Origin of the sequence: Mycobacterium sp. PDNC021 (assembly GCF_048282635.1) — a bacterium.
Classification (GTDB): domain Bacteria; phylum Actinomycetota; class Actinomycetes; order Mycobacteriales; family Mycobacteriaceae; genus Mycobacterium; species Mycobacterium llatzerense.
In genome coordinates, this window is the sequence record NZ_CP182502.1 from 790,767 (window position 1) to 817,299 (window position 26,533).

Here is a 26,533-nt window from a genome sequence, read left to right on the forward strand (position 1 = left end):
GGGAGTCTCGCCGTGGTTATGTCGGCGTGGCGGGTACGTCGACGCGGGTCTGCAGAACCCGTCCCGTCGACTCTCCGCGCACCAGGCCGTCGTGAGTGGTGTCGTCGACGATCAGGTACAGCGTGCGCCCGTCGGCTCCGCCCAAGGCCGGTGCGACCGCCCAGCCGCTGTCGATCGGGATGCGATGCGTCACCGCGCCGCCGGCGATGACGCGGAGAAACTCGCCGGTGTCGTAACAACCGACCCACACCCCGCCATCGACGTCGATGCAGAGACCGTCGGGGTGGCGACCGTCGCCCAGGTCGGCGAACACGGTGGGGGAGCCGAGGCTGCCATCGGGCTCGGTCGAAAAGGCAAGGAGGCGTGAGCCGTTCGTCTCGCTGACGATGAGGGTCGATCCGTCGGGCAGGAAGCCGAGGCCGTTGGGAACTGCGAGACCGGTGGCAACGACGCGGACGGTGCCCGCGGGGTCGACGAGCCCGATCTCGCCGACGAGCGCATTACCGGTCTGCTTGTAGAGGTCGACGTACGCGCGGCCGTCGGGTGCGACGACGAGGTCGTTGGTCGACCAGGCCAGATCGCCGAGCTCGACCGTCGCCGTGGTGTGTCCTTGCGGGTCGACATGGTGGATCTTGGCCTCGAAGAGCGTCGAGACCACGAGCGTCCCGTCGGGAAGCCAGCCGAGTCCGGAGGCCCGGGCGACGTCGGCTTCGACAGTGAGGTCACCGGTCTCGCCGGCCGAGTACACCCGGCCTGCTGGTCCGTCGCTGAACCACAAGCGGCCGTTGTGCCACCGTGGTCCCTCGCCGTAGACGAACCCGTCGATGAACGGTTCAACAGCTGTAGACGTCGTCGTCGGACCATTCCCTTCGCCGGATGAGTCCGTAGAGGCTATCCCGACGCGCTGGCGCACCGATCTGAATCACGGCACCGGAGTGAGTGCCACACTGGTGCCGTGACGACACCGGACCCGATCGAACCCGATACCAAGGACTGGACGTGGGTGCTGTCTCGCGCCTGCCCGGACTGCGGTTTCGATGCGTCGTCCCTGCAGCCCGCCGACGTCGCCACCAGGATTCGCGACGACGCCGCCGACTGGGTGCACCGACTCGCGTCACCCGCTGTCCGAACCCGACCCCAGGTCGGGGTGTGGTCGACCCTGGAATACGGGTGCCACGTCCGCGACGTGCACCGAATCTTCGAGCACCGCGTCCGGTTGATGCTCACGGAAGACGATCCGCGGTTCCCCAACTGGGACCAGGACGAAACGGCGCTCGCCGATGACTACCCGTCGCAGGACCCTGCCGTCGTCGCGACGGAACTCTTCGATGCGGCGAACATCGTCGCCGCCACGTATGCTAACGTGCCGGCTGATTGCTGGGGCCGCCGCGGATTGCGCAGCAACGGAAGCGAATTCACCATCGCGACCATCTCGCTGTACCACCTGCACGACGTCGTCCACCACTCCTACGACGTCAGCCGCTGACTACTCTGCCGCGGTTTTGATCGCCTGGAGGGTTTGGCGCATCCCGTCGCGCATGGATTCGGTGAAGGCGTCCTGCCCGCCCAGGTAGGCGTCGATCACCTGGACCGTCTCATTCGGGCTGCCGTCGGGGCTCTCGCGCCGCTGCGTGAGTTTGGTCCCGTCCGGGGTGGGCTCCACCTGCAGGGACCAGATGGCCCAGTTCTCCTTGATCCGGAAGGCGATCTCGCGACCGCTGTTCAACCGCACCACGGTTCCGTGCGTCGTCCATTGGAAGGTGCCGTTGGTGTTCAGGTTGGTGAACTCCACACCGTCGGCGACCTGCTCGGCACCGTTGCGCAGTCGGGTTGATTCGACCTGCGGGCTCCAGTCCGCCATGCGGCGGACATCGCTGATCAACGTCCACACCGTGTCCGGAGTGGCGGCGATATCGACGCTCTCCTCGAGCACCGGTTGCGGATTCGAAGTCATGTGGGCACCCCAATCGCGAAGTTAAGCGTCCGATCGGACGCATTTTGGAGCCTAGCGATCGCACAGATTTACGTCCAGTCGAACGTATAAAATGCGGAGGTGGCAACCGACGGTCAGGCGGACGGACGACGCGCTCGCGGCGATGTGACGCGACGGAAGGTGGCTCGTGAGGCGGCCATGATCGCGACGACGCACGGGCTCGACTCGATCTCGGTGGGCGCGTTGGCCGCGGCCACCGGGGTCAGCAAGAGCGGCATCCTCACGGTGTTCGGAAATCGTGAGGCCATTCAGGTCGCCGCGGTGGCCGAGGCGCGGCACATCTACCGCGAAACCGTGCTCGCCACGGTGTACGAGGCTGCGCCCGGAGCGCCGCGACTACGCGCATTCATCGACACCTGGACCGACTACCTGCTCGCCGGAGTGTTCCGGGGCGGATGCTTCATCGCCGCGACCACGGCCGAATATGGCCGCCGAGATGGGCCGGTCGCGGATGAGGTGAGGAAGCTCAAGCGCGGCTGGCTGACGTTCTTGGAAACCGAGCTGACCGCTGCGGGCTCGCCGACCCCAGCTGTCGACGCGTTCAAGATCGACGCGTTTCTCAACGCCGGTAATGCCCGGCGGGAACTGTTTGCCGACGACGCCGAGCTGGTGTGCGCCAAGGACCTCGCGATGGGCGTCGTCGACGTCCTATTGGGCGAGTAGCGGGCAATTCTCCCGTTCTGGGTACTCGCGCGCGTTGCCGGCGTAGCTTCAGCTCCATCTGACGATGCGGACCTGGGGGTTGCTATGGCGTCGAGGACAGGTGGCTTGATGATCGCGGGAGCCGGTATCGCGGCCGCGTCGCTGCTAGGTGTGGGCGGGCCTGCGAGCAGCGTTCTTGCGGTAGGGCCATTTCCGGCCTGCTTGCCGTGGGAACCGCACTGCAATGCGGCGGACTGGGACACTCCGGCGGACGACGGCATCCCGGGCGACAACGCGGCAGAAGGCGGCATCCCTGCCCCGGCCATGGTGCCCAACGTCGACGGTTCGATGAGCCCGCCCGGCATGCCGGGGGCCATGTAGCCCTGACGAGGGTTGGCGGTGCCGTCAATTAATTCGCCAATTCCGATTCCGTGCGGATTGTCCGGCGTACCTTGAGCTACGCCTAACGTCCGAACGAAGGGGCGACTCTCATGGCGGCCGATGTCGACTTTTGTGTCGTGGGTGCGGGCTTCGCCGGATTGGCGGCGGCGCTGCGCCTGAAGCAGGCGGGTCATTCGGTGGCCCTGCTGGAGGCCCGAGACCGGGTCGGGGGCCGCACCTTCACCGAGACGCTCCCGGACGGGACGTGGATCGACCGCGGTGGTGCGTGGGTCGGACCGGGACAGGACCGCATCAAAGCGCTGATGGCCGAATACGGGATCGGCGAATACAAGGAATATGTCGACGGCGACGCCATGATGATCGTCGACGGCAAGAAGCATCGGTACTCCGGGACGATCCCCTGGGCCATGAGCCCGTGGGCCATCGCCAATCTCGGCGCGGGCCTGCTCGAGATCAGCCAGATGTGTAAGTCGATTCCGTTCGACGCCCCGTGGGAGGCGAAGAAAGCGGCCGAGTGGGATCGAATCAGCTTGGGGGAGTGGCTGAATCGGAACATCCGCTCGCACCAGGCGCGCGAGATGCTCGACATGGCCATGGCCGGCATCTACACCTCGGCGGCTTCGGAGACGTCATTGCTGTGGGCGCTGCATCAGATGGGCTCGGGTGGCGGACCGGTGTTCGTCATCTCCAACTCCGGCGGCGCCCAGGATGCCCGGGTGCGCGGCGGCATGGGCGCCATCTCGGGGCCTATGGCCGCCGAACTCGGTGACGCCCTGCATCTTTCGCGGCCGGTGGACCTCATCGCGCAGGACGATGACGGCGTCACTGTGCACTCTGAGCGACTGACGGTCCGCGCTCGGCACGCGATCGTCGCCGTCCCGCTGGCCGTTGCCACCCAGATCGATTATGAGCCAATGCTTCCCGTCGACCGGACCTTCCTGCACCGGCGCATGCCCAGCGGTGCGGTCTACAAGATCTCGATCGTCTATGAAACGGCGTTCTGGCGTACGGACGGTCTGTGTGGGCAGTCGGCCGCACCCGGCAGTCCGGCCACCCTGACCATCGACGCCTGCACGGACACCGGCACGCCGGGCATCATGTGCGTCATCACCGAAGGCCCGGCCGCGCGCAAGCTCGGGCTGCTCGATCCGGCGGAACGCCAGGCCGTCGTCATCAACGAACTGGTTGACCGGTTCGGGCCGAAGGCCTCGTCTCCGGTCAGCTACCACGAGCAGAACTGGACCGTCGAGCGCTACTCCGGCGGCGGCATGATCAGTCACGCGCCGCCCGGCGTGCTCACCGAGTTCGGCCACGCTCTGCGCACCCCGTGCGGACGGATCCACTGGGCCGGGAGCGAGAGCTCGGCCATCATGTGCGGCTGGATCGACGGCGCGGTGCGGTCGGGCGAACGCGCCGCGGCCGAGGTGATGGCCGCCGAAAGCGTTGTGGCCCAATAGGTCAGCGGCTCGCGCGCCAGCGGGTGATCTCGCGGCCGATCTCGGTGTCCGGCGGGCCGTCGAGGAACCATTCCTGGCCGATCCGGTACCAGTTGTTGGTGCTCTGCAGATGTCCGAGGGTGCCGAACGTGAGGAAGTCGGCGCGCCGGGAAAAGACGTGCTCGGGCGGCAGCATCTGCTGCTTCATCCCGGCGAATTCGGTCTGGCGCGGGTCGATGGCTGACATGACGGCGCCGGTGGCCAATTCGGGTGTGATGGTGAGGTCCTCGTCGACCATGTGCCATTCGCTCGCGGCCCAGATGTAGTCCAGGCAATCCTGTGCTGTGACACCGGATTCAGCATCGACGATGCCGCGGTCGAACATCAGGCGGTACAGGTCGTCGGCGCGACCTTCGATGGCGGTGTGGAAGCAGTTCAGCTCGAATGCGACGTTGGCCGGATCCATGCGGTTGTACAGCCCGAAGTCAACGAAACCGACCCGGCCATCGGCGGCCAGCATGATGTTGCCGGGGTGCGGGTCGCCGCAGAACTCGTGGTTGATGAACAGTGACCCGATGTAGAAGCGGTAGATCAGTTCGCCGATGTGGTTGCGGTCGCCGGCCGGTAGCGTCCGCATGTGATCGAAGCCCGCGGCATCAAGGTATTCGGTGACCAGTACCCGCGGCGTACAGAACTGCGGCACGCTGTCGGGGACGACGATGAACGGGTGCCCGCGGTATTGCTCGGCCACCAGGTGCTGGGTGTCGGCTTCCCGCAGGTAGTCGAGTTCGCTTTCGAAGTTTCGGGTGATCTCGTCGAGCATCGCGGTGTTCGCCGACGGCCACAGCCGCCAGAGCTTCATCAGCAGCGCGAGGTTGCGCATGTCGGCCTGGATCGCGCGGTCCACACCCGGGTACTGCACCTTGACGGCGACCTCGCGGCCGTCGTGCAACCGGGCTCGGTACACCTGGCCGATTGACGCTGCGGCAGTGGGGGTTTCGTCGAAATCGGCGAACGCCGCCGACATCGAACCCAGGTCGGTTTCCATCACCTCACGCATGGCGCTGAACGGCGCTTGCGGTGCCTGATCACGCAGTGCGGCAAGCTTTTGCCGGAACTGCTCCCGGTGCGATTCGGGCACCAGGTCCAGTTCGATCACCGACAGCATCTGGCCGAGCTTCATCGCGGCGCCCTTCATGGACCCCAGCACCGTCACGAGGTTCTCGGCCATCTCGATGGTGGCGCGTTCGGACAGCAGCTCCTTGGCGCGTTCCGACCGCCCGACCATGGACAGTCGGGTTCGGCCCCCGCGCATCGCTTGCTTGGCGGCCAGGGCGCCCAACTTGCCGCCGCGCGCAATGCGACCTTCGGGCAGTCGACGTGCCACGCTGCCTCCCCTGGAATCGGTGCAACGACTCCATCAAGCTACCGGTCCGATCAGGCGGGAGTCTCGTGCGCCCAGGACTCGGCTTCGCGGGTGATGCGTTGCCAGGCTTCCAGGCTCGCGAGCCGGGCCCGGGTTTCGCCGTCGAGCGCGGTGGAAAGCTCGAGAGCTTCGACAACAACGCCTTCGGATCGGGCGACCTCGAGGACGTACGTCACCTTGTCGGAGTCGGTGTGCCCGAGCAGTTCGGTGATCGCGGGCCTCGCGAGCTCGGGGTCGATCCGGTTCAGGAGAGACAGCAGCGCGGCCAGAACTTCTGGTTTGCCCGCAGTCGCGGTCCGGGCCATCCGCAGTGACCGGTCGGGGCCGGCCGCACGCATGATGTCGTTCATGACCTTCGTGTCCGACACCAGTACGCCCGTCAGGATGATGCCTTCGTCATCGTCGATGGCCTGCTCGAACGCCACGATGTGGTCGTCGGTGGCGAATTCGACGAATCGCGACGCCGTCAGGTAGTCGCGCCGACGCAGTAGCTCCTTCGCTGCGGGGATCAGCAGCTTGGCTGGCAGACGTGGGGCGAAGTGTGGGATGACCCGGGGATCGACGTACGGCGCCGCGTCGGCGAGGTAGGCGGGTTTGAGGCCCGACAGCACGCCGATGGCGCGGTCTCCGTGAGCCAGTCCCACTGCGCCGCCGACGCGTCCCGCCACCTCCGGTGGCACCGCACGATGGGCGACGGTGACCACCAAGGCATTTGGCACCAACGGCGCCAGCTTGCTGACGCGTGCGAAGGACTCGGCCTGTTCGTCGAACAGGGCGTCGGAGAGGGCGCCACGTAGGGCTTTGAGGTCTTCCGCGCCGAGCCGCTCGAGGCTGGACAGGTTTGCGGCATCGGTCTGTAGCAGCGCGGCCAGCAGTGACAGCTGTGCGCGGGTCAGGATGTCGGCCATCAGTGGGTCACCTTCCGAACAGGATCTTGCGAGCGGCGGGCCGGATCAGCCGGGGCAGGATCTTGAGCCCGTCGTCGAGTGAGTCGTTCAGGCTGCGCTGGTGGGCCACCTTCGCCTGCCTGAGCAGACTGTGCAGCTGCGCTGATTCCTCAGGCGTCAGCTTCTCCAGCACCGCCCGTGGTTGTCCGAGCTCGTCGAGCAGGGGATTGTCGGCACCTGCAGTGGCCATATCCATCCTAAATAACTAGCACATTGGGATTGTAATACTATCCGAAGGTGTGCGATCTCACGAAAAAGCGCCCTTAAGCTGGTTCGTTATCTGGATAGCGGTAGTATCGAGGCTCGTTGCACGGAGGAATCGGAGGACGTGGTGGCTGCTCGGAAGGTGCTGACTCGGGCGGAGAGTCAGGCGCAGACGCGGCAGGAATTGCTGGACGCCGCGGAGCAGCTGTTCTACGCAAACGGGTACCACGCCACGTCCCTGGCTGCGATCGCGGCGGAGGCCGGACGCACCATCGGTGCGGTGTACAGCAACTTTGAGGGCAAAGAAGCACTGTGCCTCGAGGTGATCCGCAATCGCTCCATGGCCGAACTGAATCAACTCCTGGGGCCGCTGGTGGCTGCCGGTGTCTCAACTGACGAGCGGCTCGCGGCCCTCGCAAGTTGGTGGGCGCGCATCGGCGCCGAACCCAACCTCGTCGTGCTGACCGCTGAATACGTGACCAGTACCTTCCACAACCCAGAGCAACTCGCCAAGGCCCGTGAGGCGCTCGAACGGTTCAAGGAATCGACCCGGGTCTTGCTCGAAGACGCGGTGCCGGAAGGGGTTCCGGCCGATCACCCGCTGATGGACGACGCCATCGAGTTGGCCGTGGCCACCGGTGCCGGCATTGCCATGGCCCAGGCGCTGGGGACGATCGATGCCGAGCGGGGCGCCTCGCTCATGGTGGCCAGCATGCGGTTGTGGTTCGATGCGCTCGCCAGCGGCACGCCTGACTAGGCCGTCACCACCGGCCGGGCGGCGGCGCGAAGTGCGCCGACCACGTCGACCCCTGCAGCCAGGTGGGCGGCGTACCGCGCCCGGTGTTCCCACGTAACCCGCCGGCCGCCTTTTTCGACGACGAACACGCCACCGAGCCGGTTCGGATCGCCGGTGCGTTGATACGGATAGATGCCCGCCCGGACGGAGTTGATGAAGGCAGTCGCATTCCGGATCGGGTTCAACAGTCGCCGTCGTGAGGCCAATCCCATTGTGCGATAAAGCGTGTGGTCTTGGGTGACCATCACCGGAAAACGAGAACCGGCCCGTTTTCGGAAGGTGAAGCCCTGGATCGACGTGCCGATTCCGATCAGGATCACCTGCGCGCCAAGCGCTTCCACTTCGTCGAAACGTGAGGTCAACGCTCTGGCCTGCGCCAGACCGAAGGCACTGCCGAACTGCGGCAAGAACACCAGCGCCACCGGCCCGTCACGCCAGAAGTCCCGGAACTCGTGCAGGTGGTGACGGTCATCGAACACGCGCTCGTTGCTGATGACATCGACCCGGCTCATATCCCCACTCCCACAACGGTGTTCGTCTCGTCCGCTGAGTCCGGGTTCGCGGGCGCAAAGGGGCACATCGTGCCGCGTTTGCCCTGCTGCAACTTCAGGCCCGGATCGTGCGTCATCTCCACGAAGCCGGTGCTGTCGGCGTGCCGGATGACGTTGTGCAGGTAGCCCCACATCTCGGGTCCGAAGTAGGGGATGAAGAGCCGGTCGAAAATCGGATTCTCCAGGGCCTTGACCGTCGCCTTCACCAGCAGCGTGCCCAGTCGCGGCCGTATCCGGTAGTCCTCGAGGCCGCAGATCTGTCGCACGTACGGCGTCAGCAGCGGGATGGCTGCCCAGATCGCCACCCGCATCAGCGTTCCGAGGACCACGTTCGGGTACAGCGGCGTGACCGGCGGATGGGTCATGAAATCGGTGAGTTCTTGCGCCGGCCGTGTGAAGGCCATGAGCTCCTGCTCGGCGCGCTGCACCCAGGCTTCGACATCCTCGGGGGTGTCGGGCAACTCGTCGGCCGGCATCCCCATCAACTGGCAGACCTTGATCTGCTCCCGGTAGAACTGCCGCTCGTCTGCGTCCGTCGCGTTCGGGTCGCCGAAGGTCTTGTACGCCCGCCACAGGTGCGGCCAGCCGACCACGTAGGTGAACTTGAGCGTCTCGACGTGGTTGGCTTGAAACAGCTCACCGGTCGCGGGAATCTCGCCGTTGATGTGAGAGTGCTTGCGGAACAGGTCAACTCCCACTTTCTCGGCGTTGACGGTATCGCCGGCGACGGCGCCGGCGAAGAAGTGCAGGCTACGACGAATTCGGCCGATGGTGTCGTAGTAGTAGGTCGTGTGGTGGCCGACGCCGTACGCACCGTCAGGATCCAGGACCGAGATGAAAAGCCCTGAGAGGGCGCCCATTCCGGCGACCATGACGTTCTCGTAGACCTTCCAGCTGATCGACTCGGGCCCGAAGTAGCCGTTGTCGATCCGCGGGGCCTCCGCTATTGCCAGCGCTTTCTTCCCGTTCTTGCCGTGCAGCTTCAACAAGAAGTCGTACCGCCGGTCGATTCTCTGCCGCTCCGCTTTGGGCATCGCAACGTCCTGCAAGCGAACTGCTTTCATGGTTCCTCCTGCTTTGAGATAGCCACGCTATTCGAATGGCGACGTTACCTCAAAATCGAGCGACGGGACAAGGGTTTCCTGCCGTTGTTCTGTCTTGCGGTACGAAAGGGGGAGCCGGCATTCGCCCGCCAATAAGATGCCGGGCACCAACGCGAGGAGAGCCAGGTGTCAGGAGACGTACTGCCGGTTGCCGTGCAACGGCTGGTGGACGCCGAGGAGTTGCGGACGGGTCTGGGCACTTTCGCGCGCCTGGTCGACGGCAAGCGGTGGTCGGAGGTGTCGCAGGTCTTCGCCGACGACGTGACGTTCGACTACGGAGATCAGGGGCAGCAGTCAGGACTGCCGGCGTTGGTGGACACGTTCCGCCGGTGCCTCGAAAACTGCGGTGGCACACAGCATCTCATCGGGTCTATCCAGGTCGAGGTGCGCGACGACGACACTGCCGTGACCCGGGCGTATGTGCAGGCCCGCCATCAGGGCCTCGGGCCGCTCGCGGCCGATACCTTCGACACCAACGGTGAGTACACCGACACCTGGACTCGCCGGCCCGAAGGCTGGCGCATCGTCAACCGGATCAGCCGGTGGTCGGCGATGTCGGGCAATCCGGCGGTGCTGTTCGCGCAGCCTTAGCGGAAGCGGACGTCCATGGTGGCGAGGCCGAAGATCTTCTTGCCGCCCGACTTGGCGCCGACGATGACGACACCGGTGCGGGTCGCCGGGTCCAGCGACTTGATCTTGCCGGTGAACTCGATATCGCAGCCTTCGGTGGCGGGCACGACCGCGGGCGCGGACAGCCGCACCGTGTAGCGGGTGACGGCGCCGGGGTCGCCGGACCACGCCGACGCGTATCCGCCGCCCAGACCCATGGTGAGCATGCCGTGGGCGATCACATCGGGCAGACCGGCCAGTTGGGCCAGCTCTTTGTCCCAGTGAATCGGGTTCGCGTCGCCTGCCACTCCGGCGTAGTTCACCAGGTCGCCGATGGACAACCGCAAATGGCTGCTGGGCAGCTCATCGCCGACGGCCAGGTCATCGAACGACAACGTGCCGGGCGTGCGCGCCGAGTCCTCGGCGATCCGGACCTCGCCCTCGGGGCGCACCGTCTTGTGGTACGCCTCGCTGCCGATATCGAGGATGTTCATGTCGTGCATCATGGCCTTCTGCGCGGCTGCCTTGATGTCGGCGTCGACATCTTCGGCGGTCACGCCGACGACGGTGGTGTGCAGGGTGTGGACCCGCTCGCCCTTGGTGTCGGTGAAGGTGTTGGTCACGGTGATGAAGTCGCGGCCCGCGGTCCGGCGCACCGATGTCAGCTCGACGTCGATGACCAGTTCATCGCCCGCAACGATCGGGCGGTGCTGCTCGAAGACCTCTTCGGTCTGCAGGTAGGTGTCGTAGCCGACGACGATCGTCTCGAACATCCGCCGGTTGCACTTCATGCCGGGGGTCGAGGTGAACGTGATGGGGGCGATGACATCCGCGTAGCCGAGCTCATTGGCAGCAGCGACGTCCCAGTGCGCGGGGTGGTAGTCCTGCACCGCGCGTGCGTACTCCCGGAGCTTCTCGCGGCCGACCAGATAGGTGCCATCCATCTGGTAGTGATGGCCGATCCGCGCTTCGAGCGGCGACGCTTCTGCTGCTGTCGTCATAACTGTGCCCAACTTTTCTATCGGCATGTTCGCTGAGGCCGACCAAAGCACACTACGTGGCGAGGTGCCGACAACACACGTCGATCCGCCGTCTACCTGCGCCGAACATGCACAATTGTGCGGAAAACCACGCGATTCGCGGGACACCCGTGGCTCTTCGCGGGTGCCGGCGGGTCCGTGCTTGACTGGCAGCATGGCCCGCACACCCACTTTGGCCCGTCGGTTGTTCGAGCGATTCGAACCCGTGCACGCGATCACCTACTTCGCGCCCGAGTCGCGGGCTGCCGCTGTCGACCTCGGCTATCGCAGCTTCTGGAGCGGGTACTTCGTCACCCGATCGGCACCGCTGGGGCCGGTGCCTCCGCAGGTCGTTACGGCGATCTTCTACAACTTCGCCTCCCACCGCGTCGCGAAGTCGCTGGCCGGCGCGTGGGACGTCGCCACGCCTCAGCAGGCGCTCGCAGCCAGGGAAACGGGAGCCGTCGCCGCGTTGAGCCGATACGGCCTCACCGCTGACGACAACCTGCGCACCGCCGCCGACTTGCTCGGCCGCGTTGCCCGCGACGCCGCGGTCGACGGCAGGCCGCTGTTCGCCGCGCTGTCCGCCGTGCCCTGGCCCGATGAGCCGGTCGCCGCGCTGTGGCACGCGGCGACTCTGCTGCGTGAACAACGGGGTGACGCCCATGTGGCGGCTCTGGTGGCTGCCGGGATCACCGGCCGCGAATCGAATGTGCTGCACGTCGCCGCGGGGCGGACCACCAAGGACAAGGTCATCACCACCCGCGACTACGACGAGGCCGAGTGGGCTGAGGTGACCGCACAGCTGGCCGAGCGCGGTCTGTTGACGGCCGACGGATCACTCACCGACGACGGACGTGCCCTCAAGGGCGACATCGAGCACCGCACCGACGCCGCCGCACTGCCGACGCTCGACGTGCTCAGCGACGACGAGGTCGAGACCCTGTTCCAGGCGCTCACTCCGATCGCCCGGCAGGTGGTCGCCGGCGGGGACCTGCCGGTGATCACCCCGATGGCGCTGCAGCACAGCGATCTCGACGATCCCAGCGCACGCCTCGGCTAGGCAGCCAGGGCGCCGCGCTTGCGCAGCAGCGGCAGCACACCTTCGGCGAACCAGTAGGCCTCTTCGAGGTGCGGATAGCCGGAGAGGATGAACTCGTCGAATCCGAGGTCGTGGTACTCGGAGATCAGCGAGGCCACCTCCTCGTGGCTCCCGACGAGTGCGGTGCCGGCGCCGCCGCGGACCAAACCGACACCGGCCCAGAGGTTGGGGTAGACCTCGAGGTGGTCGAGCCGTCCGCCGTGCAGCGCCGTCATTCGCCGCTGCCCTTCGGATTCAGAATTGGCGTGCAGGGCAGTGGCTTTGGCGATCTGGTCGGGCGTCAACTCCGCGAGTAGGGAATTGGCCACGGCCCAGGCGGCCTCGGAGGTGTCGCGGGTGATGGTGTGCAGCCGGATGCCGAATCGCAGGGTGCGTCCGCGGGCCTTGGCCAGTTCACGTACCTGCGCGATCTTGGCGGCCGCCGCGGCCGGCGGTTCGCCCCAGGTCAAGTAGACGTCGACGTGCTCGGCGGCGATGGGCAGCGCTGCCGGCGACGAGCCGCCGAAGTAGAGCTGCGGCAACGGGTTCGGCGGTTCGGAGACCCGGGCATCGGTCACGGAGTAGTGCCGGCCGCGGTAGTCGACGGGCTGGCCGCGCCAGACGTCGCGCACGATCTCGAGGAACTCTCCGGTGCGTTCATACCGCTGGTCGTGGCTGAGCCAATCACCGAATCGGCGCTGCTCGACGTCGTCGCCGCCGCTGACGATGTTGAGCAGCAGCCGGCCCTCCGAGAATCGCTGGAAGGTCGCCGCCTGCTGGGCGGCCAGGGTGGGCGGCACCAAGCCGGGCCGGAAGGCGACCAGGAACTTGAGTCGGTCGGTCTGTTCGAGCAGTGCAGCGGACGTCAACCAGGCGTCCTCACACCAGGTCCCGGTGGGGGTCAGCACCCCTTCGAAGCCGAGTCGGTCGGCGGCCCGGGCCACTTCGCCCAGATAGCGCAGGCTGGGCTTTCGGTATCCGGCAGGGACTGTGTGGTGCGACGACGCGTGCGACGCGCCGACGATCGAGCGGCTGTCACCGTTGGTGGGCAGGAACCAGAAGAACTTGGCAGACAAGGTGATTCTCCTATTTCTCGGTGTTCCAGAACTGCGACAACTGGTCGCCGAAACGGCTGTCGACGAAGTGCGAAAAGGTGGGCTTGTGCTCGATCTGTCCGGACTGTTCGAACACGTCGGCCAGCTGCTGCTCGGACGCGATCACCGCGTCGTTGATGGGGATGGCCAGGCGCAGGCTGCGTGACTGCGCGACGCGGGCCACCTGTGGGTCGATTCCGATTGCGGCAGCGTACTTTTGGTACCACTGGTCAGGGTGGTCCTTGGCCCAGCGCGAAGCCCGGGCAACTCGTTGAACGATGTCGGCCAACGCGCTGTTGCGTTTGGCGTCCTGCAGGGCGGCCACCGAAGCGATGCCGAATCCATAGCCATTGGTGACGCCTTGGGCGGTCACCAGGGTGCGCACCTTGAGCTGGTTCTGGGCGAGGGCAGTGTACGGATCCCAGATAGCCCAGGCATCGGCCTGCCCCTGGCTCAGCGCGGTGAAGGCGTCGGCCGGCTGCAGGAATACCAATTGAATGTCCTTGACCGTCAGGCCGGCTTTCTTGAGTTGGAGCAGCAGATGACCGTGCGCGGAGCTGCCCTTACCGACAACGACTTTCTTTCCGCGGAGTTCGGCCACCGAGTGGACGGGCGAGTCGGCGTGGATGAGGATCTGGTCGCCGCCCGCATCGTTCGAATATGCGGCTACGACACGAATTTTCGCGCCCGCCGCGGCTCCGAAGACTGGTGGCGTGTTCCCGGTGACGGCGAAGTCGATCTTGCCTGCGGTGGCTGCCTCAACTTGAGGCGGCCCGGAGGTGAACGTCGAGAACTGGACCTTGTAGGGCACATTGTCGAGCTCTCCGGCAGCACGCAGCAGCGCTTCGGTACCGCCCTTCTGATCGCCCACCTGGAGCGTCAGTCCCGACAGGTCCGATACCGGAACCGTTTGGGGCACCGCCAGTTCGTCTTTGGTGTCGCGGCTGGAAACGCAGGCAGTGAGCAGTGCGCCGGCGGCCAGAACGGATACCAGCAGCGATATTCGTGAACGCGTCACAGTCTTCTCCTGTCAGACACCGAGTTGCGTCAGCAGCTCGGCCCGGTGGTCGTCGGTGCGTGGGTCCCGCACGCCAGGGGGCTGGCGGGGGTTGTCGATGTGCAGGGTGTGCGCCACCCGCCCCTGCTCGAGCACCACGATGGTGTCGGCGAGGGCAATGGCTTCGTCCACGTCGTGCGTGACCAGCAGTACCCCGAAGTTGTGCTGGCGCCAGAGGTTCAGCAGGAGGCGGTGCATGGAGAGCCGGGTCAGTGCGTCGAGCGCACCGAATGGCTCGTCTAGCAGCAGCAGTTGTGGCTCCGCGGCCAGCGCGCGGGCCAGTGACACCCGTTGCGCCTGCCCACCCGACAGGGTCAGCGGCCAGGATTGCGCTTTGTCGGCCAGCCCCACCTCGTCCAGGGCCTGATCGGCTCGTGAAAGTGCTTCGCCGCGAGACAATTTGGCCCGTGTCAGACCGTAGCGCACGTTGTCACGAACGGACCGCCACGGGAACAGTCGCGGCTCCTGGAAGGCGACGGCCGGCGCACCCTGCACCTCGCGCTCGCCCTGAAAATCCCCGGCCAGGCCCGAAAGGACGCGCAGAATCGTCGATTTGCCCGAACCGCTGCGCCCGACCAGCGCGACGATCTCGCCGCGTTTCACCTGGAGATCGACGTCATCGAGCACCCGATTGCCGCCGTACCACTTCGATACCGATCGCAGCACCGCCGCGGGCGGCTCGGATACCGCGGGCGTCTCCACAGGAACTTCGTAAAGTGTTGTCATGGCGTGCCTTTCAGACTCGATAGCGCAAGGCGCGGCGCTCCAGGATTCGCACCAATGCGTCGGTGATGATGCCGAGTAGCGCGTAGACGACGAGACCGAAGATGATGACGTCGATGCGGAGGAAGTCGCGCGCGTTGTTGATGAGGTAGCCGACGCCCGAGTCGGCGTTGATCTGTTCCGCGACGATGAGCGTGAGCCACGAGATGGCCAACGACTGCCGCAATCCGACCAGGACCTGGGGCGCGGCGCTCGGGATGACGACGGTCCGCAGCCGCTGTAACGGTGAAAAGCCGAGTACTGCAGCGGTTTCGAAGAGCTTCGGGTCGACCTGGCGAATCGCCGAGGAGGTATTGAGGTAGAGCGGGAATGCCGCGCCCAACGCGACCATGAGCACCTTCGGCAGTTCGCCGATGCCGAACCAGAGGATGAAGAGCGGGATCAAGCCGAGGTGGGGCAGCGCGCGGATCATCTGCATCGTCGGATCGACTGTGGCATCGGCCCACTTCGAGAAGCCCACGAGAGCGCCGAGGGCGGCGCCGATGACTCCGCCGAGGAGCAGGCCTTCGGCGGCGCGGATGCCGGATATACGTAGTGCTTCGGCGAGCTGACCGTTCCCGATCAGCTCGATGCCGGCTTCCGCGATGGTCTGAGGAGCCGGCAGGATCGCAGGATCGATGAGGCTCCAGGCGCTGCCGGCCTGCCACAGGATGAGGATCGCCAGCGGTGACAGCCAGCGGATGATTTCCCAGCGCCGTGCACGGACGCGGCCCCGCCAGGAAACCGCCTGCACCGCTGCAGGTTCGGTACCGGGGGCCGCGCCGGCCACCGGGGCCTCGCGGGTGGTCATCACGCTCCTCACGTCGACGGCAGTTGGTCAGGCGGGTACGCCGTGACACCGAACGTAGGAGGCCGGCCGCGGGACGTGAAGATTTAGGGTCGCTCTGATTTCACGGGAACGGCGGGCCTCCACCTGGCGGTCGTGCCGTCGGTGGATGCAGGGCGCGTAGTCTCACGCCTGTCAATTGAATCGATCGAGGGGTTCCGCAGGTGGTCTACGTCGAGTCAGCCGTCCGGGGCAGGCAGATCATTGCCGCCGCGCGTGACGTGCTGGTTCGTGATGGCGTCGCCCGGACGACCATGCGTGCGGTGGCCGATGAGGCGCAAATCCCGTTGGGCACACTGCAACACGTCTTCCCGACGAAGCAGAAGCTCCTGCGGGCGGTGATCGAGGACGTGGTCGAGGAGATTGCGGAGGTTCTGCGTACCTCGGCCGATCTCGACAGTGGTCTGGAACATGCTGTCCGGCAAGGTATCCGCGGGTTCTGGGACAGGCTGGTCGTCGGCCACAACAACTTGCAGTTGGTCCAGTTCGAGCTGGTGGTCCAGGCGCTGCGCACGCCCGGGCTCGAAGACCTGGCGCGCTGGCAGTACGAGCGGTATGTCGACGTCGTGGCTCATTGGTGCGAGCAGGCTGCCGCGCGGGCGCAGGAGACGGTGGCAATCGGCTACCGGAGTATCGCGCGGACCGTCCTCGCGGGGATCGACGGACTGATCGTGCAGTACGTCGTCGATCCCGATCCGGCGCGCGCCGAGGAGGATCTCGACACGTTGATCACCATGATCCTCGCGGCCGCCGCGGTGCGGCCGGTCTCGTCAGCCTGATTGGTCGGCCTTGCCGCCAGCGGAGATGTGCCTTATCGTCGAAGTCAGTCAGTTGTATGACTTGGAATTGGGTAAGCGTCAGGAGAACGCCATGGACCGTGTCGACGTCGTCATCGTGGGAGCCGGACTGGCTGGGCTGAGCGCCGCGCGCAAGCTCACCCAGGCCGGAAAGACCGTGGTGGTGCTCGAAGCGCGCGGTCGCGTGGCGGGCCGCAACCTCGGCGGCACCCTCAGCAACGGAGTGCCGGTCGAGATGGGCGGCCAGTGGGTTGGGCCGACGCAGGATGCGGTGCTGGCCCTGATCGATGAGCTGGGGCTGGAGACCTTCGCGTCGTACGACGAGGGCGACGCGATCACCGTCTACGACGGGAAGAACCACCGCTACGCCGACGAGACGTTCGGCCTGCCGCCGGAGACCCTCGCTGAGGTCGGGCGGCTCTGGATGGAGATCGAACAGCTCGCGCAAAGCGTGGACACCGGCTCGCCGTGGACCACCGCCGGTGCGACAGACCTGGACCGCCAGACGCTGGATCAATGGCTGGTCGGGCAGACCACCGATGCGTTGGCGTTGCGGTTCTTCCGCCTGGTCGTTCCCGCGCTGTTCTCCGCCGAGTCGCCTGAACTGTCGCTCCTGCACTTCCTGTTCTACGTCAAATCCGGGACGAGCCTCGAAGTGCTCATCTCGACCACGGGCGGCGCGCAGGAGTCCCGCGTTGTCGGCGGCACTCATCAGCTCTCCGAGCGTATGGCGACCGAACTCGGAGATAGCTTGTGGCTCAACACGTTTGTCAGCGGTATCGCCCAGGACGCCGCCGGGGTCACCGTCACCTATGACGGTGGACAGATTGCTGCGGACTATGCCGTGGTCGCCGTGCCGCAGACTCTGGCCGGGCGGCTGCGCTACAGCCCACCGCTGCCGGCGGCGCGGGATGCACTCACTCAGCAGTTCCCGGCGGGCTCGGTCATCAAGATGAACGTCGGTTATCCGACGCCGTTCTGGCGCGAGGCCGGTCTGTCTGGCTTCGTCATGAGCCTCGACGACGAGTTCAACGTCGTGCTCGACAACTCACCGGCCGACGGATCCTGCGGCGTGCTGGTCGGCTTCCTCGAAGGCGCACACGCCCGGCGGGCCGCGGAGCTCACCGCGGCGGAACGGCGGGACATCGTCATCCGGAATCTGGTGAAGTACTTCGGACCGCAAGCGGCCGAACCGTTCGACGTGCTCGAACAGGATTGGACCGCAGAGGAATTTACGCGTGGTTGTTATGGCGGCCGACTGGGGTCGGGGGTGTGGACACAGTACGGCAAGGCGGTGGCGGCGCCCGTCGGCCGCATTCACTGGGCGGGCGCCGAGACCTCCGACGTCTGGAATGGCTACATGGACGGCGCGATTCGTTCCGGCTACCGCGCCGCCGGCGCCATCCTGGCTGAAAGGGCCTGACCATGAGCGAATCTCAGCAGACCACAGTGGCGATTGTCGGCGCCGGCATGTCCGGACTGATCGCCGCGCGCGACCTGCACCGGCAGGGCATCGAGGTGCTGGTGCTCGAAGCCGCGGATCGGGTCGGTGGGCGGACACTGGCCGAAACATCCGCTCTCGGCACGAGACTCGACCTCGGCGGCCAGTGGATCGGCGACGGTCACCACCGGTTCGAAAAACTCGCGGACGAGCTCGGTGCGGCTCGCTTCCACATGCATACGCCGAAGGCCCCCGCGATTTTCGACGGCTCACAGACCGTCTCGCCGACCTCGCCAGCGATGCTCGTGGCCAATGCGGCGTTGGTTGGCGCTGAACTACTCAGTCGGATGCCGTTGGCGGGCCGGTGGAATACCGCGACCGTGCAGTCGTGGCTGAGCAAGATTCCATCTGACCGGGCGCGTCGACTGCTCGGTGTCCTGGTGGAGATCACGTCGTGCGCAGGCCCTGAGCAAATCTCGGTGCGGGCGTTTCTCGAGCTGATCCGCTATCAGGGTGGACTGCACACCATGATGAAATCCCGAGGTGGCGCTCAGGATTCACTGGTGACAGAGGGCGCGGGGACTCTCGCGGAGCGACTCGCCGCCGAACTCGGTGCGCGCGTGCGGACCGGATGTCGCGTGACAGCGATCCGTCAGACCGCTGACGGGGCAGTGCTCGACACCAGTGCCGGCGTGGTGGGGGCGCAGAAAGTCATCGTCTCGGTACCGCCGCCGATGATGAAGCACATCGCCTTCGAACCGCCGCTGCCGCCCGAGCGGATCGACTTGCAGCGCAACACCGTCATGGGGACGGTGTACAAGGCCGTCGCGGTCTACGACACCCCGTTCTGGCGGGCACGTGGCGATGCAGAATGCGTGCTGCTCGGGCAGCCCAACGTCGCGGTCTTCGACACCTCGCCGCCCGAGGGGCCCGGACATCTCTGCATATTGGTCGGCGGACCGCGGGCCCGCGCTCTCGATGACCTCGATACCGACTGCCGGCGTGCACTGCTGCTGCGCCAGCTGGCTCAACACCTGGGCGACGAGGTGGAGAAACCGGCAAGCTGGCACGAAAAGTCCTGGCACCAAGATGTATTCGCCGGTGGCGGGTATTCGGCGCTGCCCGCTCCGGGCACCAGCGAGGGGTTCTACCCCGTGGCCTCCGCTCCCACCGGGAGGATTCACTGGGCGGGCACAGAGACGGCCGCCGAACACGCCGGCTACATCGAAGGTGCGATCGAATCGGGTGGCCGCGTCGCGGAGGAGATTGTCGCGGCGTTGGCGTGAGTGATGTGGTGGGTTGGTGTGCCCGCCAGCCGGTGCTCTGCCGAATGTGCAGGTATCGGTCGATATTCACGAATCCACATACAAAAGCTGCACACTCGGCGTAGTACCCGGGAGCGAATGTCTAGCCCTCACGCCCGTGCGATCACTGCTTGCCGATGCCTTTCACCTCTGCGCAGTTGACCACGGCCGGCCAGATAGACAACCAAGACGATCACGCATGAATCCCAGACGAAAGCGCATTGATCGTCGCGTGTAGCGTATCTATGTTTTGACCTATGAAGACAGTGTTGATCACGGGTTGTTCGTCGGGCTACGGGCTGGAGATCGCGCGCCACTTCCACGCGCAGGGCTGGAACGTCGTCGCGACCATGAGAACCCCACGGCCCGAATTGTTGCCAGACTCGGACCGCATTCGGGCGCTGGCGCTCGACGTGACGGACTCGCAGAGCATCGTCGATGCCATCGCGGCGGCCGGCCCGATCGATGTGCTGGTGAACAACGCCGGCGTCGGGGTGGTGGGTGCGTTCGAGGCGACGCCGATGGGGACAACTCGGGAGGTGTTCGAAACCAACACCTTTGGTGTCATTGCGATGACGCAGGCGGTTGTTCCGCAGTTCCGCGAGCGGCGGTCAGGTGTCATCGTGAATGTGACCTCCAGTACGACGTTGGCCCCGATGCCGCTCGCTGCGGTGTACACCGCGAGCAAGGCGGCGATCGAGGGCTTCACCGGCTCGCTGGCACTGGAGCTCGAATTCTTCGGTGTGGCAGCCAAACTTGTCGAACCGGGCTACGGGCCGGGTACCAATTTCACGGCCAATGGCGCGTCCCGGATGGACGGTTTGCTGCCGCCGGAGTACGAGGATTTCGCGGCACCGGTCATGGCCGCTTTCGGGGATATCGACGTGTTCACAACGGCGTCCGACGTCGCCGAGGTCGTCTACGCGGCCGCGACCGATACGTCGGGCCAACTCCGGTTCGCGGCGGGCCCGGATGCGCTGGCACTGGTCGCCGCACAGGCCCATTGAGTGTCGCGAGTACCGTGTCGAAATGGCAACGGACCCGCTTGATTTCACCATCGCAGTGTTGCAGCCACGCGCGGTGCGATCGAAGATCGTGGCGGGTGGCGGGCAATGGAGCATCCGCAAGCCGCGGTACGCCGATCCGTCCTTCTCTCTGATCCTCGACGGGACTTGCTGGTTCATTCCGGAGGACGGCGACGCCGTCGAGCTGCATGCGGGCGATTTTCTACTCCTGCCGGAGACACCGAGTTTTGTACTGGCCAGCGATCCGGACCTGCCACCGACGGACACGCCGCTCGACGTCGACGGTGATGTCGCCTACGGTGACGGTGCGCCGACGATGCGGATGCTGGGCGGATACTTCCAATTCGACCGGGCGAATGCCGCACTGATCGTGCAGCTGTTGCCGGCCGCGATCCTGATTCGCCGGGACGATCCAGGCGCCGCCCGGCTCGGTCGCATGGTGGAACTGATCTCCGAAGAGGCCGGCGAGCGAAACCGGTGCCGGGACCTCATCTTGGAGCGCCTGGTGGAGGTGCTGCTCATCGAGGCCTGGCGATTCGAGACCGAACACGGTGCCGTGGAGCGGGGATTGCTTGGGGGACTGGCAGATCCGGCACTGGCCCGCGTCCTGCGGGCGATCCACGCCGACCTGGCCGAGCAATGGACGGTCGAGAAGCTCGCGCGCACCGCGGGGATGTCCCGGGCCGTCTTCGCCGAGCGGTTCTCCCGCGCGGTCGGGATGCCGCCCATGCAGTACGTCACGGAGTGGCGGGTCGTGCGGGCCAAAGAACTGATGTTGGGCGGGAAGCCATCGCTGTCTGCCGTGGCAGGACAGGTTGGTTACGGCTCGGCGAGCGCCTTCAGTGCGGCTTTCACGCGGGTGGTGGGGTGTTCGCCGGCCGAGTTCGCTCGGCGGGCAAAACGCGATGTCGGGTAGCGCCGATCTTCATCGAAAAAGCTTCAGAGACGGTACATTTCGCGCTCCATCGCAGCGTCACCGAGCAACCCGACCAGTGAGGGCGGGTAGTACTCATGTTGTCGTGGTCTTCGTGGGACCCGGGTTCGGGACCACGAGGCTTCAACAATGATTCGTGCGATCCAGCCCCGCAGCTGATGTCCGAGAGTTGGGACGTGTGCCTGTGTCATGTCATCGACGCTACGAACGCACGCGGCCGCAGGCATCGCGCCGCGGACTGATCTTTGTCTCCGCCTACGATATGGCTCGGTATTCGATCAGGGACGGATGCCGCCGTCCACGACTGGCCAGATAGCACACACATCTGCTGCAAAAGCGTGCGGCAACTGGCCGCTCGGCGTTCGGTGCCTAGCGCGTGGGGCCGACGAAATCGTCGAGCGCCGACTCGATTTCGTGCGCGAGTCGCTGCGGGGCCCCGGTGTCTCCCGTGATCAGGTCGCGCAATGCGCGGTGGAAGAGGCCGTCGGCCGTCGCATAGACGATGGCAGGCGTCACGATGACCGAACTTCCGGTCAGCCGCGCGTAGGCGGTAACCGCTTTCCAGGTGAGCGCGGCGAGGCTGTCGTCGATCTCGTTGATGCTCAAGGCGAAGCGATCGTCGAACAGCGCTTGGGTGCGCAGGTCGTACCAGAGTCGGTGCATCACGGCCGACTCGCGCAGTGAGTTGCTCAGCGCGGTACTGATCCGGGTCTTGAGCTCAGGGCCGGAACCACCGTCGATGACGATGGAGCTGTAGCGGTCGATGAAGTGGTCCTTGTATTGCCGCACGCAGCACATGACGAGGTCGTCTTTGTCGTCGAAGTAGTAGTGCAGAACGCCGAGCGATATCGCGCAATGCTGGGCGAGCTCGCGCATGCTGGCCCGCGCGAAACCCAGTTCAGCAAGCCCACTGGTGGCCTGAGTGGCCAACGCCTGACGGCGTGCAGCGAACTTTTGCCCGCGCGGACCCGTCAGTCGGCCAGCAACGCGGCTCGAAGCGGTATCCACAGGGCTCCAGTGGCAGATGAGGTGGCAGTGAACTGACGGGAAATTCTAAGTCTATTCCTCTGAGCAGGCACTTCTGCACTCGGCGGCAAAGTTTGGACGATCGTCTTGAAATGCCCCCGAAGAGTGGCGCAGGTCACTATCATGCTCCGCGGGTGCTCGAAATTCAACGGAAATGGTGCCGATGAGCGAACAAGAAACCGCCGCGAGTTCCGCTGCGGACGACAGGTTGGCGTGGTTGCGGAAATCGGCGGCGGAGGGTCAATCGGGGGCAGTTGACTCGGCATGGAGCTGGATCGTCGAGCTGTCCACGTTGGCCGATAACGACGCGGACGCAGCCGAAGCGCAGCTCAACGACCTTTTCCGGCTGGGGACGCCGCCGGTCGATCTGGACGGCCCGACGGAGGGCATCCTGGTGATGACGACAACGAACCCGGCTCTCGACACCGTGACCCGGGCTGTCACGGCCTTGTGGATGCCGTGGCAAGGCAAACGCTTCGACTCCGACAGCGGTACCGGAGACAACCGGCTGACCCGCAGCACCGGCCTGGTCGGCAAATTGTTGTGGCCGCTGTACTCGATGCGTGACGCCGAATCCGGCAAACTCGCTTTCGATTTCGCCACGTACGTCGAGGCCGGCAAGGACGACCCCGACCGCCAGGTGATGGTCATCGACTACGCCAACGTGGAATCCAACCCGCGCCTGGTGATCCGCAGCATTCGCGACGAACTGGTGGAGCTGGTACCCGGCGTCTACCTCGGCAAGATTCTGTTCAACACCGGCTCCGACCGGTACAGCAAGATTGGATATTTTGCGCTGCGCACGCCTCGCTGACGGACCCCAGATCATCCGACGACCACAAGCAAACTTCGAAAGAGAAACGGCAACAACATGATTCCGTCCCAGTGGCACGAGTACCCCTCTCTCCTGCTGCAGCTGAACGCGCTGGCGAAGACCCGCGACGAGCTGCGCGAGCACAACCTGTACGAGGCGTACGGCATGCGGCCGTCCGACGACCTGGGACAGCCCAACGACGAGGTGCGCCGCGCCCGTCAGCCCGACGGCACCTGGAACGATCTTCAAGATCCGCATATGGGTGCCAAGGGCACCGGCTTCGGGCGCAACGTGCCGCTGTCGATGACCGTCACCGACGTCAAGCGACTTCTCAAGCCGGACCCGCGCGTCATCAGCCGCAAGCTCATGGCCCGCGACGACTTCAAGCCCGCCGGCATCATCAATGCCCTCGCCGCCGCGTGGCTGCAGTTCGAGAACCACAACTGGTTCTTCCACGGCGACGGTGTGCCCGACAAGACCATCGACATCCCGCTGAGCGCCGACGACCAGTTCCCCGAGAACCCGATGAAGATCCGGTGCACCATCCCGTTGCGCGGCGAGATCGCGGATGGTTGTCCTGCACCGGTTTTCGCCAACGCGGAGACGCACTGGTGGGACGGCTCCCAGGTCTACGGCAGTGGCAAGGAACGCCAGTCGGAGGTCCGGACCTTCGTCGACGGCAAGGTCAAGGTCGACCCGAACGGCCGCCTGCCCGAGAGCGACATTCCGGGTATCGACCTGACCGGTATGAAAGAGAACTACTGGGTCGGCACCGGCCTGCTGCACACCATGTTCGCGCGCGAGCACAACGCCGTCTGTGACGCGCTGAAGAAGGCCTATCCGAGCTTCGATGACCAGCGCCTCTTCGAGATCGGTGTGCTCGTCGTCTCTGCGCTGATCGCCAAGATCCACACCGTGGAGTGGACACCGTGCGTGCTGCGCCACCCCGCGTTGCAGATCGGCATGAGCGCGAACTGGTATGGCGCACTGGGGGAGACGTTCCAGGAGAAGTTCGGCCGGATCAGCGACAACGAGGCGATCTCGGGCATCATCGGCTCGCCGACCGATCACCATGGGGCGCCGTTCTCGCTGACCGAGGAGTTCGTCTCGGTCTACCGGATGCACCCGCTGATCCCGGACGACTGGAACTTCTTCTCATTGGAGTCCGGTGAGCACCTGGTCAAGGCGGAATTCACCCAGCTGCAGGGCAGCTACACGCGTGACTTCATGGACAAAATCCAGATGGGCGACATGTGGTACTCGTTCGGCCTGGCCAGCGCCGGTGCTGTGTGCCTACACAACTACCCGAACGCGCTGCGCAACCTCAAGCGCGTCGACGGTCAGGTCACCGACCTCGCGACCCTCGACATCGTGCGCGACCGCGAGCGAGGTGTGCCGCGCTACAACGACTTCCGTGAAGCGCTGCGGATGCCGCGCCGCAAGACCGTCGACGACATCACCCCGAACAAGCAGTGGGCGCGGGAGATCAACGAGGTCTACAACGGCGACGTCGACGCCGTCGACCTGCAGATCGGCATGCAGGCCGAGCAGCCGCCGAAGGGATTCGGCTTCTCGGACACCGCTTTCCGCATCTTCATCCTGATGGCGTCACGCCGACTCAAGAGCGACCGCTTCTTCACCAACGACTTCAAGCCCGAGGTGTACACCCAGGTCGGGTTCGACTGGGTGAACAACAACACGATGAAGGACGTCATGCTGCGGCACTACCCGGAGCTGGATCCGGTGATCGGCGACGTCGAGCGGGTGTTCGCGCCGTGGCCGAAGCTTGGTGCACCGGTGCCGGGGAAGAAGAACCCGGTGGTGCAGCTGGCCGACTCCGTCCGCGCCTACCTGCCCTGGGGCTGACGAACAATGGCCGAGGATTTCCCGCACGCATCCATCGTCGAAGGTGTTCGGTTCACCGCCCAGATCGGTGTGCCGAATGTCCTTCTGGGACTGTTCAACAAGCGAGAGTTGCCGACGCGTATCGCATCTGGGCTGAGTTCGGACTATCTGGGATACCAGCTGGTCGAAGGCATGGTGCGCAGTTACGGCCCCGGCCCGTTCTACGTCCGGGTCGTCGCCGACGAGGCGCTGCTGGTGCACCACCCTGATGATCTGGAGTTCGTGCTGGGTGGATCGCCCGATCCCTTCGCCTCCGACCCCAAGCCCAAACGGGAGGGCATGGCGGCGTTCCAGCCGGATGCGCTGACCATCTCCCGCGGTCAGCCGTGGGAGGACCGCCGCCGGTTCGCCGAAGCAGTCCTGGACACCGGGCACCCAGTGCACCGACTGGCGCAGGCGTTCGTCGAGAAGGTCACGCAGACGGTGGCGGGCCTTGAGTCCGGGGCGCTGAAGTGGTCGGACTGGAATGCCGCATTCCAGCGCCTGACCCGGTGTGTGGTCTTCGGGGACAAAGCCGCCGACGACACCCGGCTCACCTCCCAGCTCAGCGAACTGATGTCGGCGGGCAACGGCATGCCCGGCGAGCCGGCGGCGGGATATCCGGAGTTCCTGTCGCACATCGAGTCCTATCTGCAGAACCCGGAGCCAAACAGCCTGGCCGCGCTCATCGCGGAGACCACCCCGCCCGAGACCGCGAGTCCCGCGAGCCAAGTGATCCACTGGCTGTTCGCGATGGGGGACACCCTGGCGGCCAACGCTTTCCGGGCGCTCGCGGTGCTGTCCACCCACCCCGAGCATCTGCGCGAGGTGCGGGCGGAACTGGAGTCGGCCGACATCGCGTCGGGGCAGGGCATCGCCTCGCTGAAGTACCTCGGCGGGTGCCTGCTCGACACCATGAGGCTGTGGCCGACGACGGGGTTGTTCGGCCGCGTCGCGACCCGGGACATCGAATTCCCCAGCGGTGCAGTGCTGCCCGAAGGGAAGCAGGTGCTCATCTACAACGTCTTCAACCACCGGAACCGGGACCGGATCCCGTACGCCGACCGGTTCTCGCCGGGTGAGTGGGTCAGTGGGGACGCGGGAAGCGACTGGTCATACAACTTCTTGAGCCACGGCCCGCAGGGCTGCCCGGGCGCCGGCCTGTCGGTGTTCCTCGGGCAGGCCTTCCTGGCGCACGTGTTGAAGGGGACCACTCCGGTGCTGCGCGGGGCTACGCTGAACCCGCAGAAGTCACTGCCGCACAGTATCGATCTGTACGGCATCAGCATCGAACGCTAGATGGACCATTCGGTCGTCAACGCGACCGTGCCATGGAGGG

The 26,533-nt window shown here is 65.7% G+C and carries 28 protein-coding genes; 15 read left to right on the plus strand and 13 right to left on the minus strand.

Annotated elements, in window-relative coordinates; translation table 11 throughout:
• Positions 1–16: 16 nt before the first annotated feature.
• Positions 17–895: an SMP-30/gluconolactonase/LRE family protein gene (locus tag ACNO8X_RS03640; protein WP_418005762.1), complete on the minus strand. Its 879-nt coding sequence runs from the start codon at positions 893–895 to the stop codon at positions 17–19.
• Positions 896–955: 60 nt separating this feature from the next.
• Between ACNO8X_RS03640 and ACNO8X_RS03645 the strand changes: the two genes are divergently transcribed.
• A complete protein-coding gene (locus ACNO8X_RS03645; RefSeq protein ID WP_418004191.1) occupies positions 956–1,486 on the plus strand; it encodes a DinB family protein in 531 nt (176 codons plus the stop codon).
• On the opposite strand, the gene ACNO8X_RS03650 is transcribed toward ACNO8X_RS03645, so the two are convergent.
• Positions 1,487–1,954, minus strand: coding sequence for an SRPBCC family protein (locus ACNO8X_RS03650; protein ID WP_418004192.1), 468 nt, complete (start codon positions 1,952–1,954; stop codon positions 1,487–1,489).
• Between the two features lie 99 nt (positions 1,955–2,053).
• On the opposite strand from ACNO8X_RS03650, the gene ACNO8X_RS03655 reads away from it, so the two are divergent.
• From ACNO8X_RS03655 to ACNO8X_RS03665, 3 genes are all read left to right on the plus strand, one after another.
• On the plus strand, positions 2,054–2,656 hold the full coding sequence (locus ACNO8X_RS03655; RefSeq protein WP_418004193.1) for a TetR/AcrR family transcriptional regulator: 603 nt from the start codon (positions 2,054–2,056) through the stop codon (positions 2,654–2,656).
• 108 nt (positions 2,657–2,764) lie between these two features.
• Positions 2,765–3,016, plus strand: coding sequence for a hypothetical protein (locus tag ACNO8X_RS03660; protein WP_418004194.1), 252 nt, complete (start codon positions 2,765–2,767; stop codon positions 3,014–3,016).
• Between the two features lie 110 nt (positions 3,017–3,126).
• On the plus strand, positions 3,127–4,494 hold the full coding sequence (locus tag ACNO8X_RS03665; RefSeq protein ID WP_418004195.1) for a flavin monoamine oxidase family protein: 1,368 nt from the start codon (positions 3,127–3,129) through the stop codon (positions 4,492–4,494).
• A gap of 1 nt (position 4,495) precedes the next feature.
• On the opposite strand, the gene ACNO8X_RS03670 is transcribed toward ACNO8X_RS03665, so the two are convergent.
• The 3 genes from ACNO8X_RS03670 to ACNO8X_RS03680 are packed head-to-tail and all read right to left on the minus strand — an operon-like array spanning position 4,496 to position 7,036.
• On the minus strand, positions 4,496–5,860 hold the full coding sequence (locus tag ACNO8X_RS03670) for an ABC1 kinase family protein (protein ID WP_418004196.1): 1,365 nt from the start codon (positions 5,858–5,860) through the stop codon (positions 4,496–4,498).
• 50 nt (positions 5,861–5,910) lie between these two features.
• Entirely contained in the window at positions 5,911–6,807 is an 897-nt protein-coding gene (locus tag ACNO8X_RS03675; RefSeq protein ID WP_418004197.1) for a hypothetical protein, read from the minus strand.
• Positions 6,808–6,814: 7 nt separating this feature from the next.
• A complete protein-coding gene (locus ACNO8X_RS03680; protein WP_418004198.1) occupies positions 6,815–7,036 on the minus strand; it encodes a hypothetical protein in 222 nt (73 codons plus the stop codon).
• A gap of 141 nt (positions 7,037–7,177) precedes the next feature.
• Between ACNO8X_RS03680 and ACNO8X_RS03685 the strand changes: the two genes are divergently transcribed.
• The gene (locus tag ACNO8X_RS03685; protein ID WP_418004199.1) at positions 7,178–7,807 is read left to right on the plus strand and encodes a TetR/AcrR family transcriptional regulator; all 630 of its coding nucleotides are present in this window, start codon (positions 7,178–7,180) and stop codon (positions 7,805–7,807) included.
• On the opposite strand, the gene ACNO8X_RS03690 is transcribed toward ACNO8X_RS03685, so the two are convergent.
• Entirely contained in the window at positions 7,804–8,358 is a 555-nt protein-coding gene (locus tag ACNO8X_RS03690; protein ID WP_418004200.1) for a peroxiredoxin-like family protein, read from the minus strand. The two genes, ACNO8X_RS03685 and ACNO8X_RS03690, sit on opposite strands and share 4 nt — an antisense overlap.
• Entirely contained in the window at positions 8,355–9,461 is a 1,107-nt protein-coding gene (locus tag ACNO8X_RS03695) for an oxygenase MpaB family protein (RefSeq protein WP_418004201.1), read from the minus strand. Before ACNO8X_RS03695 ends, ACNO8X_RS03690 begins: the two co-directional genes overlap by 4 nt.
• A gap of 165 nt (positions 9,462–9,626) precedes the next feature.
• Here ACNO8X_RS03695 and ACNO8X_RS03700 point away from each other — a divergent pair, with 165 nt between their 5' ends.
• Positions 9,627–10,091 carry a nuclear transport factor 2 family protein gene (locus ACNO8X_RS03700; RefSeq protein WP_418004202.1) on the plus strand — a complete coding sequence of 155 codons (465 nt, stop codon included), beginning with the start codon at positions 9,627–9,629 and terminating at the stop codon, positions 10,089–10,091.
• Here ACNO8X_RS03700 and ACNO8X_RS03705 read toward each other — a convergent pair.
• Positions 10,088–11,110: a fused (3R)-hydroxyacyl-ACP dehydratase subunits HadA/HadB gene (locus ACNO8X_RS03705; RefSeq protein WP_418004203.1), complete on the minus strand. Its 1,023-nt coding sequence runs from the start codon at positions 11,108–11,110 to the stop codon at positions 10,088–10,090. The two genes, ACNO8X_RS03700 and ACNO8X_RS03705, sit on opposite strands and share 4 nt — an antisense overlap.
• A gap of 193 nt (positions 11,111–11,303) precedes the next feature.
• Between ACNO8X_RS03705 and ACNO8X_RS03710 the strand changes: the two genes are divergently transcribed.
• A complete protein-coding gene (locus ACNO8X_RS03710) occupies positions 11,304–12,191 on the plus strand; it encodes an SCO6745 family protein (RefSeq protein WP_418004204.1) in 888 nt (295 codons plus the stop codon).
• On the opposite strand, the gene ACNO8X_RS03715 is transcribed toward ACNO8X_RS03710, so the two are convergent.
• From ACNO8X_RS03715 to ACNO8X_RS03730, 4 genes are read right to left on the minus strand one after another with little or no spacing between them, the layout of a single operon-like run.
• Entirely contained in the window at positions 12,188–13,285 is a 1,098-nt protein-coding gene (locus ACNO8X_RS03715) for an LLM class flavin-dependent oxidoreductase (RefSeq protein WP_418004205.1), read from the minus strand. The genes ACNO8X_RS03710 and ACNO8X_RS03715 overlap by 4 nt on opposite strands.
• Positions 13,286–13,295: 10 nt before the next feature.
• Positions 13,296–14,321 (minus strand): ABC transporter substrate-binding protein, encoded by a 1,026-nt coding sequence (locus ACNO8X_RS03720; protein WP_418004206.1) that lies wholly within the window; start codon positions 14,319–14,321, stop codon positions 13,296–13,298.
• A gap of 12 nt (positions 14,322–14,333) precedes the next feature.
• Positions 14,334–15,086, minus strand: a complete 753-nt coding sequence (locus ACNO8X_RS03725; RefSeq protein ID WP_418004207.1) for an ABC transporter ATP-binding protein — start codon at positions 15,084–15,086, stop codon at positions 14,334–14,336.
• 10 nt (positions 15,087–15,096) lie between these two features.
• The gene (locus tag ACNO8X_RS03730; protein WP_418004208.1) at positions 15,097–15,933 is read right to left on the minus strand and encodes an ABC transporter permease; all 837 of its coding nucleotides are present in this window, start codon (positions 15,931–15,933) and stop codon (positions 15,097–15,099) included.
• Positions 15,934–16,133: 200 nt separating this feature from the next.
• Here ACNO8X_RS03730 and ACNO8X_RS03735 point away from each other — a divergent pair, with 200 nt between their 5' ends.
• The 5 genes from ACNO8X_RS03735 (at position 16,134) to ACNO8X_RS03755 (ending at position 21,452) form a co-directional block, all read left to right on the plus strand.
• Positions 16,134–16,748 (plus strand): TetR/AcrR family transcriptional regulator, encoded by a 615-nt coding sequence (locus tag ACNO8X_RS03735; RefSeq protein ID WP_418004209.1) that lies wholly within the window; start codon positions 16,134–16,136, stop codon positions 16,746–16,748.
• 91 nt (positions 16,749–16,839) lie between these two features.
• A complete protein-coding gene (locus ACNO8X_RS03740; RefSeq protein WP_418004210.1) occupies positions 16,840–18,189 on the plus strand; it encodes a flavin monoamine oxidase family protein in 1,350 nt (449 codons plus the stop codon).
• Positions 18,190–18,191: 2 nt separating this feature from the next.
• Complete coding sequence (locus tag ACNO8X_RS03745; protein WP_418004211.1) at positions 18,192–19,493, plus strand: flavin monoamine oxidase family protein; 1,302 nt, start codon at positions 18,192–18,194, stop codon at positions 19,491–19,493.
• A 275-nt stretch (positions 19,494–19,768) separates the two neighbouring features.
• A complete protein-coding gene (locus ACNO8X_RS03750; protein ID WP_418004212.1) occupies positions 19,769–20,518 on the plus strand; it encodes an SDR family oxidoreductase in 750 nt (249 codons plus the stop codon).
• 22 nt (positions 20,519–20,540) lie between these two features.
• Positions 20,541–21,452, plus strand: a complete 912-nt coding sequence (locus ACNO8X_RS03755; RefSeq protein WP_418004213.1) for an AraC family transcriptional regulator — start codon at positions 20,541–20,543, stop codon at positions 21,450–21,452.
• A gap of 387 nt (positions 21,453–21,839) precedes the next feature.
• Here the strand turns inward: ACNO8X_RS03755 and ACNO8X_RS03760 are convergent, their stop codons facing one another.
• Positions 21,840–22,400 (minus strand): TetR family transcriptional regulator, encoded by a 561-nt coding sequence (locus tag ACNO8X_RS03760; protein WP_418004214.1) that lies wholly within the window; start codon positions 22,398–22,400, stop codon positions 21,840–21,842.
• Between the two features lie 259 nt (positions 22,401–22,659).
• Here ACNO8X_RS03760 and ACNO8X_RS03765 point away from each other — a divergent pair, with 259 nt between their 5' ends.
• The 3 genes from ACNO8X_RS03765 to ACNO8X_RS03775 are packed head-to-tail and all read left to right on the plus strand — an operon-like array spanning position 22,660 to position 26,493.
• Positions 22,660–23,310: a hypothetical protein gene (locus tag ACNO8X_RS03765; protein ID WP_418004215.1), complete on the plus strand. Its 651-nt coding sequence runs from the start codon at positions 22,660–22,662 to the stop codon at positions 23,308–23,310.
• A gap of 57 nt (positions 23,311–23,367) precedes the next feature.
• On the plus strand, positions 23,368–25,176 hold the full coding sequence (locus ACNO8X_RS03770; protein WP_418004216.1) for a peroxidase family protein: 1,809 nt from the start codon (positions 23,368–23,370) through the stop codon (positions 25,174–25,176).
• Between the two features lie 6 nt (positions 25,177–25,182).
• On the plus strand, positions 25,183–26,493 hold the full coding sequence (locus ACNO8X_RS03775; RefSeq protein ID WP_418004217.1) for a cytochrome P450: 1,311 nt from the start codon (positions 25,183–25,185) through the stop codon (positions 26,491–26,493).
• Positions 26,494–26,533: the final 40 nt, after the last annotated feature.